At 57.8% G+C, this 12,385-nt stretch carries 8 protein-coding genes and 1 pseudogene; 1 reads left to right on the top strand and 8 read right to left on the bottom strand.

Annotated features, from left to right (window positions below):
• Positions 1 to 213, top strand: a pseudogene (locus NDI87_RS12995) (ABC transporter); the annotation flags it as partial.
• A gap of 137 nt (positions 214 to 350) precedes the next feature.
• Here NDI87_RS12995 and NDI87_RS12990 read toward each other — a convergent pair.
• The 8 genes from NDI87_RS12990 to nuoI form a co-directional block, all read right to left on the bottom strand.
• Positions 351 to 5,120 carry an NAD-glutamate dehydrogenase gene (locus tag NDI87_RS12990; protein WP_296275705.1) on the bottom strand — a complete coding sequence of 1,590 codons (4,770 nt, stop codon included), beginning with the start codon at positions 5,118 to 5,120 and terminating at the stop codon, positions 351 to 353.
• A gap of 111 nt (positions 5,121 to 5,231) precedes the next feature.
• The gene (locus tag NDI87_RS12985; RefSeq protein ID WP_296275703.1) at positions 5,232 to 5,828 is read right to left on the bottom strand and encodes an NUDIX hydrolase; all 597 of its coding nucleotides are present in this window, start codon (positions 5,826 to 5,828) and stop codon (positions 5,232 to 5,234) included.
• Positions 5,829 to 5,860: 32 nt separating this feature from the next.
• On the bottom strand, positions 5,861 to 7,348 hold the full coding sequence (gene nuoN, locus NDI87_RS12980) for an NADH-quinone oxidoreductase subunit NuoN (protein WP_296275702.1): 1,488 nt from the start codon (positions 7,346 to 7,348) through the stop codon (positions 5,861 to 5,863).
• A 37-nt stretch (positions 7,349 to 7,385) separates the two neighbouring features.
• On the bottom strand, positions 7,386 to 8,861 hold the full coding sequence (locus tag NDI87_RS12975) for an NADH-quinone oxidoreductase subunit M (RefSeq protein ID WP_296275700.1): 1,476 nt from the start codon (positions 8,859 to 8,861) through the stop codon (positions 7,386 to 7,388).
• Positions 8,862 to 8,874: 13 nt separating this feature from the next.
• Entirely contained in the window at positions 8,875 to 10,890 is a 2,016-nt protein-coding gene (gene nuoL, locus NDI87_RS12970; protein WP_296275698.1) for an NADH-quinone oxidoreductase subunit L, read from the bottom strand.
• A 5-nt stretch (positions 10,891 to 10,895) separates the two neighbouring features.
• A complete protein-coding gene (gene nuoK / locus NDI87_RS12965; protein WP_296275696.1) occupies positions 10,896 to 11,204 on the bottom strand; it encodes an NADH-quinone oxidoreductase subunit NuoK in 309 nt (102 codons plus the stop codon).
• The gene (locus NDI87_RS12960) at positions 11,201 to 11,860 is read right to left on the bottom strand and encodes an NADH-quinone oxidoreductase subunit J (RefSeq protein ID WP_296275694.1); all 660 of its coding nucleotides are present in this window, start codon (positions 11,858 to 11,860) and stop codon (positions 11,201 to 11,203) included. Before NDI87_RS12960 ends, nuoK begins: the two co-directional genes overlap by 4 nt.
• 23 nt (positions 11,861 to 11,883) lie before the next feature.
• Positions 11,884 to 12,363 carry an NADH-quinone oxidoreductase subunit NuoI gene (nuoI, locus tag NDI87_RS12955; RefSeq protein ID WP_296275706.1) on the bottom strand — a complete coding sequence of 160 codons (480 nt, stop codon included), beginning with the start codon at positions 12,361 to 12,363 and terminating at the stop codon, positions 11,884 to 11,886.
• Positions 12,364 to 12,385: the final 22 nt, after the last annotated feature.

Genomic DNA, 12,385 nt, shown 5'->3' with positions numbered 1-12,385 from the left:
GAAAGCGAACGCATGGTGCAGGCCGCGCTGGAGTCGGCCATGCGCGGGCGCACCACGCTGGTCATTGCGCACCGGCTGGCCACCGTGGTCAAGGCCGACCGCATTGTGGTGCTGGACCAGGGCCGGGTGGTGGAACAGGGCACGCATGCCGAACTGCACGCCGCCGGCGGGCTCTACGCCGGACTGGCGACACTGCAGTTCAACAGCGATTAGCGCAAGTCTTGCGTAACGCATGGCTGTCACTGCGAGCGAAGCGCGGCAATCCATGACTGCCAGAATGCCTGGACTGCCGCGCTTCGCTCGCAGTGACGACGGCAGATGCATGGATCGCCACGCTTCGCGATGACGGTTCAAGCCAGGTGGCGCAACTCGCGCAGCGCCACCGACACCGGGGCCAGGTCGGGCGCCTGGGTGCTGATGGTTTGCAGCAATTTGCACAGGCGCTCGATGCTGGCGGCATTGGCGTCTGACCAGGCGCTCACCCCGTCAAAGCGCTGCAGCACACTCAGGCAAATCTGGTTGGCAATGGCATACACGTCTTCGCGTGCGCTGCCCCGGGCCTGGGTTTGCCACAAACTGTCGGTGGACAGGCGATTGATCTGGGTACGCCAGGCGCTCAGACCCAGCACGCTGTCGACACCAAAATAGGTTTGAGCGGCTTGCGCCAGCGTGGTGTTGGCCTGTTCGGTCAGGTCCACCAGATCGAGCGCCGGGAAAATAAACTCCAGCGCACTCAGCTTGCGCGCCAGCTCGGGAGCCACCCCCGCTTGCTCCAGCTTTTGCGTGGCCTGTTCCCAACTGGTCACGGCGCTGGCGGGCAACCAGTTTTCCAGGTTGGCGCGCAGCTCACGGGCACCGGGCTGGTAACGCGCGATCAGGGTGGGCAGATCAGAGGATTTGGAGCGCGCGCGCAGCATCCAGCGCGAGGCACGCTGCGCAATGGCGATGAGTTTGCTCAACAGGTCAAGCTGCAGGCTGCTGGTGACGACGCCATCGAGCGCATCAATCTGGTCCCACAAAGGTTCCAGGTCAAAGATTTCCCGCGCCAGGGTGTAGGCCCGCACCACATCTGCGGTACTGGCAGCGGCCTCGGCCGCCAGAAAGTTCACGAATGTGGCCCCGCTGCGATTGACCACGGTATTGGCCACATAGGTGGCGATGATTTCGCGTTTGAGCGGATGCTGGTCAATGGCGGCGGAGAATTTCTCGGTCAGTGCCTTGGGAAAATAGGCCTTGAGGACGCGGCTGAAATACGGGTCGTCGGGCAAATTGCTGGCCAGCAAGTCGTCAAACACCGACATCTTGGCGTAGGCCAGCAGCACCGCGCCTTCAGGGGCTGTCAGGCCCTGATTGAGCGAGCGCCGGCGCACAAACTCTTCGTCGGTGGGCAGAAACTCGATGGCCCGGTTCAGGCGCCCGGCTCCTTCGAGCCACTGGATCAGGCGCTGCTGGCCAGCCAGCACATACAGGGGCCGGTGGCAGGCCACGTCCAGCGCCTGCGTCTGGTAGTAGTTGTCCGCCAGCACCAGGTGACTCACTTCGTCGGTCATGGAGGCCAGCAGGTCATTGCGCTGTTTGAGCGTCAGATCGCCCGCCTCGACCACGCGGTCCAGCAGAATCTTGATGTTGACCTCATGGTCGGAGCAATCGACACCGGCCGAGTTGTCGATGGCGTCGGTGTAGATCAGGCCACCGGCCTGGGCATATTCAAGGCGTCCCAACTGGGTGCAGCCCAGGTTGCCGCCTTCCACCAGCACCTTGCAGTGCAATTGATTGCCATTGACCCGGAACGCGTCGCTGCCTTTGTCGCCCACCTGTGCGTGGCTCTCGTGCGAGGATTTGACGTAGGTGCCGATGCCGCCGTTGTAGATCATGTCCACCGGCGCCTGCAGCAGCGCATGCAGCAAATCATTGGGCGCCAACTCCGTGGCCGCTATGCCCAGCACCGCGCGCGCGGCCTCAGACAAATGGATCGACTTGGCCGAACGCGGGTAAATGCCTCCGCCCTCAGACAGCACGCCGCGGTCAAAGTCGTCCCAGCTGGAGCGGGGCAGATGGAACAGGCGTTGGCGCTCGGCAAAACTGCGCGCCACATCCGGCGCGGGGTCGATAAAGATGTGCCGGTGGTCAAACGCGGCGACCAGCTTGATTTGCGTTGACAGCAGCATGCCGTTGCCAAACACATCGCCCGACATGTCGCCAATGCCGACCACAGTGAAAGGCGTGGTCTGGATGTCATGCGACAAAGCCCTGAAGTGGCGTTTGGCCGATTCCCAGGCACCGCGTGCGGTGATGCCCATTTTTTTGTGGTCATAGCCCACCGAGCCGCCCGAGGCAAAGGCATCACCAAGCCAGAAACCATAGTCTGCCGACACGCTGTTGGCGATGTCGGAAAAACTGGCCGTGCCTTTGTCGGCAGCCACCACCAGATAAGGATCATCGGCGTCATGGCGCACCACATTGTTGGGTGCCACCACCTGGCCCTTGACCAGGTTGTCGGTCAGATCAAGCATGCCCGACAGCATCAGCTTGTAGCAGGCAATGCCCTCGGCCATGAAGGCCTCGCGGTCACTGGCAGGCGGAGGATTTTTCAGCACAAAGCCGCCTTTGGAGCCGACCGGCACGATCACCGTGTTCTTGACCTGCTGGGCTTTGACCAGGCCCAGAATCTCGGTGCGGAAGTCTTCGCGCCGGTCCGACCAGCGCATGCCACCCCGTGCCACCTTGTCGATGCGCAGGTGGATGGCTTCAACGCGCGGGGAATACACCCAGATTTCAAACAGCGGCTTGGGCTCGGGCATGCCGGGCACGTCGTGCGACTGGAACTTGAAACTCAGGTAAGGCTTGTGCCCGCCGGCTGCGCTCGCCTGCCAGACGTTGGTGCGCAAGGTGGCGAGGATGGTGCGGTGGTATTGGCGCAGGATGCGGTCTTCGTCCAGGCTGGCCACGGCGCTCAATTGGGCGTCAATGGTCGCGCTCACGCCGGCTTCCTGGGCAGCGCGATCCTGCCCTTGCGCCGGATCGAAACGGGCTTCAAACAGCTGGTACAGCGCTTGCGCCGAGGCCGCATTCTTGTACAGAGCGGCCTCCAGATAACTCTGGCTGTAGGGAAAGTCGAGTTGCTTGAAGTAGCGGGTGTAGGCCCGCAACACGGCAATCGCACGGGCATCCAGCGTGGTGACCAGCACCAGTTTGTTGAGGTCATCGCTGTCAAGCGCCTTGCCCCAGACCTGGACAAACAGGGCTTCAAAGCGCTCACGTATCAAGGCGAACTCGGCCTCTGGCGGCAGTTGCAGGCCGAGGTCGTGAATCCAGTAATCGGCTGCGTCAGTCTGTGGCGCTGCAAGCTGCATCTGATAGGGGTGCTCATCCAGCACGCGCGCACCCATGCGTTCCAGCACCGGCAACGAATCCGACAGCGCGACCTTGCCCAGGCTGAAAATCTTGAAACGCACCATGCCCGGACTGCTGTCGAACGGGCGGTACAGGCGCACCGCCATCGGCAGGTCTGACGACAGGTTGGCGAGCACCTGCACGTCATCGGCGGCCATGCGCCCAGAAAAATCCTCCTGGTAGGCGGCCGGAAAACTGTCGGCAAAAAGACTGGCCAATGCCAGGCCCCGGCTTTCGCCATGGATGTGCAGCAAGGCCTGCTTGCAATCGTCTTCCCAACGCTGGGAGAGCTGGGTAATGCGAAGCTCAAGCGCCGACACATCGATGTTGCGCGGTGCCTGCTGGCGCGCACGCACAAGGTAGTGAATGCGGGCCAGCGGACTGTCGGTCAGCGTGGGGGTGAACTCGATCGACTGGCCATCCAGGGCGAGACTGAGTTCGTCACCAATTTTGGAGCGCAGTTCGGTGTTGTAACGATCACGCGGCACAAACACCTGGGCCGAAGTAAAGCGGCCAAAGGGGTCGCGGCGCAAGAAAACGCGGACCCTCTGGCGCTCCTGCAACCGCAGGATACCCACGGCATGTTCGATCAGCGTTGCCGTATCGATCTGGAACAGTTCGTCACGCGGGTAAGCGTCAAGAATCGTCTGCAAGGACTTGGCCGCATGGCTCTCTGGCAGCACCGCCACAGCCGCCATCACGTCCGCTGCCCGGCGCCGTATTTGCGGAATGTCTGGAACCCGAGCAGCGTAGGCCTTGGAGGTATAAAGCCCCAGAAAGCGGGATTCTCCAATGACTTTGCCAGACGCATCAAAGCGCTTGATGGTCAAACAGTCCAGCCACGAGGGGCGATGCACCGTGGCACGTGTCATGGCTTTGGTGACCAGCACCAGCTGGTCGGAGTCCATAAATTCGAGCGCGTCAAGGGGTAAACGGCTTACCGGTGTTTTAGGTTCACCGCGCAGAATGCCCAGACCGGATGCTGCGACGGCGACCAGATTGACGCCATCTTCGTCACGCACCAACTGGTAGTCGCGTGCGCCCAAAAAAGTGAAATGCTGTGACTCAAGCCAGTGCAGAAATTCGACCCCCTCCTGTTGGCCCTTGGCCGACAAGGGCGACTGGGCCGAGGCTTCGCGCACGGCTTGCAGGTGCGCCAGCATGGGCGCCCAGTCACTCACGGCGACGCGTACATCACGCAACACCTGCGACAACTCGGCCGCGAGCTGGTCGCGGTCAGCAGCCAGCAAAATACGGTCGCATTCCACCAGAATCAGGGAAGAAATCTGATGTCCGGGCAGTGCATCCTGCCTGGCGAGCAAGGCACTTGTAACCCTGGCATTGGCATCACGCTCAACCGCAAGCAGCGGATGAACAATCCAGTGCACCATGCGGCCACTGCGGTTGATGGCCATGGTGACAGAGTCCACCAGGAACGGCATGTCATCGTGCACAATTTGAATGACGGTGTGTTCACTGTCGAATCCATCTTCGGCAAGCGTCGGGTTGAAGACACGAATGCGTCCACCATTGGTATTGGGTGCCGAATCCAGCAAATGCCAATGGGCGGCCGCCAGGGCCAGCAAGGTGGCGGAACCGCGTTGCTGCAATTCATCGGGATCGGTGTTTTCGAAATAGGCTGAAACAAAATCAGCACGCACGGGGGCGGCTGCGCCGGCGTTGTCCAGGGTATGGGTACGCAGCTCAGCAAGGGTGGCATGGGTCATGCAGGTCTCCAGTTAATGCTTTGGATACCGATGATTCTAGGAAGCACAAGGGTGCTGGAAGGGCAAGCCCCCAGCGCACTCATCTACTTATGCAAAAATCACATAAGCAGCTTAAAGCACGTCCCGCCAATCAAGCGACCAACTGCCGGAGATCACGTTTTGCAGCCAAAGTGCAGCGGTGAGGGTTTTGCCGTCGGTGACCAAACCCTGTCGGCACCAGTCGAGCAATTGTGCCGGGGTGGCCGTAAAGACATCCAGCAATTCACCTTCATCGAGTTGACGCGGCCCCCTGCTCAAGCCGCGCGCGAACCAGATGTCGATGAACTCGGTGGAGTAAGCAATGAGCGGGTGCAACACACCTGCATGGGCCCACTGACTGGCGCTGTAACCCGTTTCTTCGCGCAGCTCACGTTGCGCGCACGCAAAGCATTCCTCGCCGGCATCGAGTTTGCCGGCTGGAAACTCGATCATGACCCGGCCCACGGGATAACGAAATTGGCGTTCCAGCACCACTTGCAAACTGCCTGCCGAGTCTTCAAGCAGCGGAACCACCATGACGGCCCCGGGGTGCACCACGTATTCGCGTGTGGCTACAGCACCATTGGGCAGGCTGACCTCATCGCGAAATGCGTGCAGGAGCCGGCCCTTGAAAAGTTCAGTGCTGCTTAATTTGTTTTCGATCAGATGGTCAAACGCGGGTTTGTCCATCAGCAGTCAGTTTGAGAAGCGCAACCAGGCCACTAAGTGGTCAGCATCCGCGTGACGGCGTTGGCGCACAAAGCCATCAGACCGCCAGGTACCAAGCCCAGAATCAGCAGCAAGGCGCCATTGAGTGACAGCACGGCACGTACTTCAAACGGTGCTGCCACCAGGGAAGAACCCGCTGGCGCATCAAAGTACATGACCTTGACCACACGCAGGTAATAAAAGGCGCCGACCAGGGACATCATCACGGCAAAAACGGCAAGCACCAATTGCAGCGTACCGCCTGAAGACACCAAGGCCTGTAGCACAGCCAGTTTGGCGTAGAAACCAATCATGGGAGGTATACCAGCCAATGAAAAAAGGCAAACAGCCATGATGGCGGCATAAAGCGGACTACGCTGGTTGAGACCTGCAAAGTCGGAAATTTCTTCGCTCTCGAAACCACTGCGAGACAGCAGCAGGATCACACCAAAACTGGCCAGTGTGGTCAACACGTAGGAGACCACATAAAACATGGAGGAACCGTAGGCATTGGTTGCCGCCTCGGGGTGGCCGCTCACAACCCCCGACATCATGCCGATCAGGACAAAACCCATGTGGGAAATGGTTGAAAAAGCCAGCATGCGCTTGATATTGGTCTGCGCAATGGCCGCCAGGTTACCAATGGCCAGCGAACCAATGGCCAGCAACATCAGCATCGGTTGCCAATCAAAAGACAGTGGCATCAGGCCCTCCACCAGCAGACGGGTCAACACGGCAAAAGCCGCCAGCTTGGGGGCGCCACCAATCATGAGGGTGATGGCCGTGGGTGCACCCTGGTAAACGTCAGGAATCCACATGTGAAAGGGCACCACACCGAGCTTGAAGGCCAGGCCAGCCACGATGAATACCAGACCGAAAACCAGCACCTGATGTTTGAGCTGACCCGATTGAATGGCTGCAAATGCCTCCTGCACATTGAGGGTGCCGGTTGCACCATAAAGCATGGACATGCCATAAAGCAGGAAGCCTGAAGCCAGTGCGCCGAGCACAAAATATTTCATGCCAGCCTCGACCGAGAGGATGTAATCGCGGCGCAATGCCACCAGCGCATAGCTTGACAAGGTCAACAACTCAACACCCATGTAGATCACCAGGAAGTTGTTGCCCGAGATCATGACGAACATGCCCAACAGTGAAAACAGACTCAGGACAAAGAGTTCACCACCGCGCAGCATGTCGCGGTCAGCCGCGTAATGACGGCCATAGACCAGTGTCACCATGACCGCGAGCGTGGCAAAACACTTGAGCCAGTTGCCCATGGCGTCACTGACCACCATGTTGCCGAACGCGTACAGCGTCTCGCCGGAGGAGGCGTAACTGGCCTGCAAGGCGGCCACGGCAGCCAGGGTCAGCATGGTCACCACATAGGTGGCGGTGCGGGTACGGCTTTTGACGCCGAGATCAAACAGGGCAATCACACAAGCCATGACGAGCAAGATGATTTCCGGATAAACCGCGATCAAACTGATTTTGTCAATCATAGGTATCTCTTATCTCAAAGTTGTCAGTACAGACTGATCAGTTCAGTTTCGTCACGGCCACATGTTTCAGCAGCTCAGCCACTGACACATCCATCACATCGGTAAACGGCTTGGGATACACACCCATGTAGAGGATGGCAATTGCCAGCAGTGACAGGAACAGGAACTCACGCGCATTGATGTCTTTCAGATGCTTGACATGGTCGTTGGCCACCGGCCCGAGGTAAACGCGCTTGAACATCCAGAGTGAATAGGCGGCGCCAAAAATCAGCGCACTGGCGGCGGCCATGCCGACCCAGAAGTTCACCTTGACTGAGCCCAGAATCACCATCCATTCACCGACAAAACCAGCCGTGCCCGGCGTGCCGCAATTGGCCATGATGAACAGCAGGGTAAAAGCCGTGAATTTGGGCATGGTGTTGACGACGCCGCCATAAGCGGCAATTTCGCGCGAATGGACACGGTCATACAACACGCCAATGCCCAGGAACATGGCCGCCGACACGAAGCCGTGGGAAATCATTTGCACGATGCCGCCGGCAACGCCCAGACTATTGAAGATAAAGAAACCCAGCGTGACAAAACCCATGTGCGCCACCGACGAATAGGCCACCAGTTTTTTCATGTCTTTCTGTACCAGGGTGACCAGGCCGACATAAATCACAGCCGCCAGCGACAAGCCGATCATCAGGCCCGACCACTCATGGGCCGCATCAGGTGCGATGGGCATGGAAAAACGCAGGAAACCATAAGCACCGAGTTTCAGCATGATGGCCGCCAGCACCGCAGACCCGCCGGTAGGCGCTTCAACGTGGACATCGGGCAACCAGGTGTGCACCGGCCACATCGGCACCTTGACCGCAAACGCTGCAAGGAAGGCAAAAAACAGCAGGGTTTGCGCCGTTTGCCCCAGCGGCATCTTGTGCCAGGTGAGCAAATCAAAGCTGCCGCCTGCGGTGTTGTACAGGTAGATCAGGGCGATCAGCATCAACAGGGAGCCGAGCAGCGTGTACAGGAAGAACTTGAACGCTGCATAGATCTTGTTGGGCCCGCCCCAGATGCCGATGATGAGGTACATCGGGATCAGGGTGGCTTCGAAGAAGACATAAAACAGCATGCCGTCGATCGCACAAAAGACACCGATCATGAGGCCGCTCAAAATCATGAAGGCGCCCATGTACTGGTTGACCCGACGCGTGATGGATTCCCAACTGGCAATCACCACAATCACGTTGATGAACGCCGTCAGCAGGATGAACCACACCGAGATGCCATCAATACCGAGGTGGTAATTGATGTTGAAACGCTCTATCCAGGGCGATGTCTCGACAAACTGCATGGCGGCTGTGGTCAGATCAAACCGTGTGTAAAGCGGCAGAGTCACCAACAGACTCACCACCGCTCCCAACAGCGCGATCCAGCGAACAGCCCGCGCCTGGTCATCACGACCAAGTGCCAGCAACACCACACCGAATGCAATCGGTGTCCAAATAGCCAGGCTCAGCAAACCCATTTTTATATGTCTCCTATTTGAGCCAGACGAAATACGTCATCAGAACAAAGATACCGAGGACCATGGTCAGCGCATAGTCGTACAGGTAACCGGTCTGGAACTTGCGAACCACACCCGAGACCCAGCCCACGATGCGCCAGGAACCATTCACGACCGCACCGTCAATCACAGTCTGGTCGCCCACTTTCCAGAGCGCCACACCCAGGCCGCGCGCGGCAGGGGCCAACACGTTTTCGTTGAACCAGTCCATGTAATATTTGTTTTCAAGCAGGGTGTAAATCGGCATGACACGGCGTTTGATGGCCGCAGGCAGGGCCGGATTGACCATGTACATATAGTAGGAAGTCACCACACCCGCCAAGGCCAGCCAGAAAGGTGCTGCGCTCAGGCCATGGAGTGCCAACTGGACCGGACCATGGAATTCCTCACGGAGCATCTCCATCGCCTTGTGGATTTCTGCGTTGACAAAGATGGCGTCCTTGAAGAAGTCACCGAACAGCATCGGGCCAATGGTGAAGAAACCAATCAGTACCGAAGGAATGGCCAGCAGGACCAGCGGCACAGTCACCACCCAGGGAGATTCATGCGGCTTGTCGTCATGGCCATGATGACCGTGGTCATGCCCGTGGTGCGCATCGGGATTCTGGTCAAAACGCTCCTTGCCATGAAACACCAGGAAATAAAGACGGAACGAGTAGAAGGCGGTAATGAAAACCCCCGCCAGCACCGCGAAATAGGCAAAACCGGCGGCTGGCAAGTTGCTGGCATGCACCGCCATGATGATTTCGTCCTTGGAGTAAAAACCCGAAAAGAAGGGGGTTCCGATCAGGGCCAGTGAACCAAGCAGACAGGTCAGCCAGGTGATGGGCATGTACTTGCGCAAGCCGCCCATCCAGCGGATGTCCTGGTTGTGGTGCACACCCATGATGACCGAGCCTGCGGCAAGGAACAACAGTGCTTTGAAGAACGCATGGGTCATCAGGTGGAACACCGCCACCGAATAAGCCGAAGCGCCCAGGGCGACGGTCATGTAACCCAGTTGCGACAGCGTTGAATACGCCACGATGCGCTTGATGTCATTCTGGATGATGCCGAGGAAACCCATGAACAACGCCGTGATGCCGCCAATGATCAGGACAAAATTGAGCGCGGTGTCACTGAGTTCGAACAGCGGTGACATGCGCGCCACCATGAAGATGCCGGCCGTCACCATGGTGGCGGCGTGGATCAGCGCCGAAATGGGGGTTGGGCCTTCCATGGAGTCAGGCAACCAGACATGCAATGGGAACTGTGCCGACTTGCCCATGGCGCCAATGAACAGGCAAATGCAGATGACGGTGATCAGCATCCAGTCGGTGCCGGGCAAACTCAGCTTGGCCAGTTCACCCGATTGCGCAAATGCTTCACTGTAGTTGAGTGTGCCGGTGTAGGCCGCCAGCAAACCAATTCCCAGGATAAATCCGAAGTCACCAACCCGGTTCAACAGGAAGGCTTTCATGTTGGCAAAAATGGCGCTCGGCTTATTGAACCAGAAGCCGATCAGCAGGTAAGACACCAGGCCCACAGCTTCCCAGCCGAAGAACAACTGCAGCATGTTATTGCTCATGACCAGCATCAGCATCGAAAAAGTAAACAAGGAAATGTAGGCAAAGAAGCGGTTGTAGCCGGCGTCTTCCTCCATGTAACCCACGGTGTAGATGTGCACCATCAATGACACGAAGGTCACCACACACATCATCATGGCCGTCAGGCCGTCCACCAGGAAACCGATCTCCATATGGAGACCACCCACCACCATCCAGGTGTAAATGGTCTCGTTGAAGCGGGCGCCATCGACGACCACACTTTGCAGTGTCATGGCCGACAACACAAAAGACAGCAGCACACCCAGAATGGTCACCGAGTGCGACATGCGCCGACCGATCACGTTGCCACCAAACTTGGTGCCCAGGATACCGGCGGCCAGGGCACCCACCAGGGGGGCCAATGCAATGACCAGCAGTGTTGAGGAAGAAAGGGTTTGACTCATTTTTGTTAACCCTTCAGCGAATCAAGTTCGTCCACATTGATATTCGATTTAAGACGGAACAACAGCACCAGGATGGCAAGTCCAATGGCTGTCTCAGCCGCAGCCACAGTCAAAATGAAGAAGACAAAGATCTGTCCATTCAAATCGCCCAAATAATGCGAAAACGCGACAAAGTTGGTATTGACCGCCAACAACATCAGCTCGATCGCCATCAACAGCACGATCAGGTTTTTCCGATTGAGAAAAATACCGATGACGGAGAGCGCAAACAGGATGGCTCCCAGCGACAAAAAGTGACCTAGTGTGAGCGTCATGCTTTGTTCTCCACGATAGCTGACTCAGCGGCTTGCGTTGTTGCTGGAGCTTGGGTGGCATCCATCTTGACGACCACCAGGCGGTCCGCCCACTTTACGCGAACCTGTTCTTCCGGTTTGAGCGCCTTGACGTCCTTGCGATGGCGCAAGGTCAGTGCGATGGCGGCAATCATGCCGACCAGCAGAATTGCCGCCGCAATTTCAAGGGGATACAAGTACTTGGTATAGAGCAATACCCCGAGTGCTTTGGTATTGGACACTTCAGCTGCAGCTTGTCCAAGACTTGCCAGGGCTGCCGGCGCGGCACTGGTCTGGAACCCAGTCATCAATACTGCGGACATTTCCACAATGATGACGACACCAACCACGGCAGCCAGCGGGAAATGCTTCCAGAATCCCTCGCGGATACCGTCCATATTGATGTCAAGCATCATCACCACGAACAGGAACAGCACCATCACGGCACCGACATAAACCAGCACCAGGGTGATCGCCAGAAATTCAGCTTCCAGCAGCATCCAGATCATGGAAGCCTGAAAAAATGACAGCACCAGAAACAACACCGCATGCACCGGATTACGCGCCGTGATCACACGAAACGCCGCCAGCAACAGCACGGTCGCAAAAACATAAAACAGACCCGTCTTGACATCCATAGCTAATTTATCTTTCTGAGTGGTCAGCGGTACTTGGCATCTGCGGCCTTGTTGGCAGAGATCTCACGCTCATAGCGATCACCAACGGCCAGCAGCATTTCCTTGGTGAAGTACAGGTCGCCCCGTTTCTCACCATGGAATTCAAGGATGTGCGTTTCTACAATCGAGTCAACCGGACAGCTTTCTTCGCAGAAGCCACAGAAAATGCATTTGGTCAGGTCGATGTCGTACCGGTTGGTACGGCGTGAGCCGTCGTCGCGCACTTCTGATTCGATGGTGATCGCCATCGCCGGACAGACGGCTTCGCACAACTTGCAGGCAATACAACGCTCTTCACCGTTTTCATAACGCCGCAAAGCATGCAGCCCGCGAAAGCGCGGTGACAAGGGTGTTTTTTCTTCCGGGTATTCGAGCGTGATCTTGCTGCGGAATGCATATTTGCCCGTGAGCCGCATGCCCTTGAGCAACTCGACCAGCATAAAGCTCGACAGAAAGTCCTTCAATGAGAAGGCCTGTCCGGCAGGG

It is taken from the genome of Rhodoferax sp. (genome assembly GCF_023701345.1).
Taxonomy (GTDB): Bacteria; Pseudomonadota; Gammaproteobacteria; order Burkholderiales; family Burkholderiaceae_C; genus Rhodoferax.
Note: the sequence above shows the minus strand (reverse complement) of the source record. Positions and strands in the feature narration are given on the sequence as shown.

Coding starts and splice junctions, on each gene's coding strand:
- NDI87_RS12990 (WP_296275705.1), bottom strand. CDS start 5,120: ATGACCCATGCCACCCTTGCTGAGCTGCGTACCCATACCCTGGACAAC.
- NDI87_RS12985 (WP_296275703.1), bottom strand. CDS start 5,828: ATGGACAAACCCGCGTTTGACCATCTGATCGAAAACAAATTAAGCAGC.
- nuoN (WP_296275702.1), bottom strand. CDS start 7,348: ATGATTGACAAAATCAGTTTGATCGCGGTTTATCCGGAAATCATCTTG.
- NDI87_RS12975 (WP_296275700.1), bottom strand. CDS start 8,861: ATGGGTTTGCTGAGCCTGGCTATTTGGACACCGATTGCATTCGGTGTG.
- nuoL (WP_296275698.1), bottom strand. CDS start 10,890: ATGAGTCAAACCCTTTCTTCCTCAACACTGCTGGTCATTGCATTGGCC.
- nuoK (WP_296275696.1), bottom strand. CDS start 11,204: ATGACGCTCACACTAGGTCACTTTTTGTCGCTGGGAGCCATCCTGTTT.
- NDI87_RS12960 (WP_296275694.1), bottom strand. CDS start 11,860: ATGGATGTCAAGACGGGTCTGTTTTATGTTTTTGCGACCGTGCTGTTG.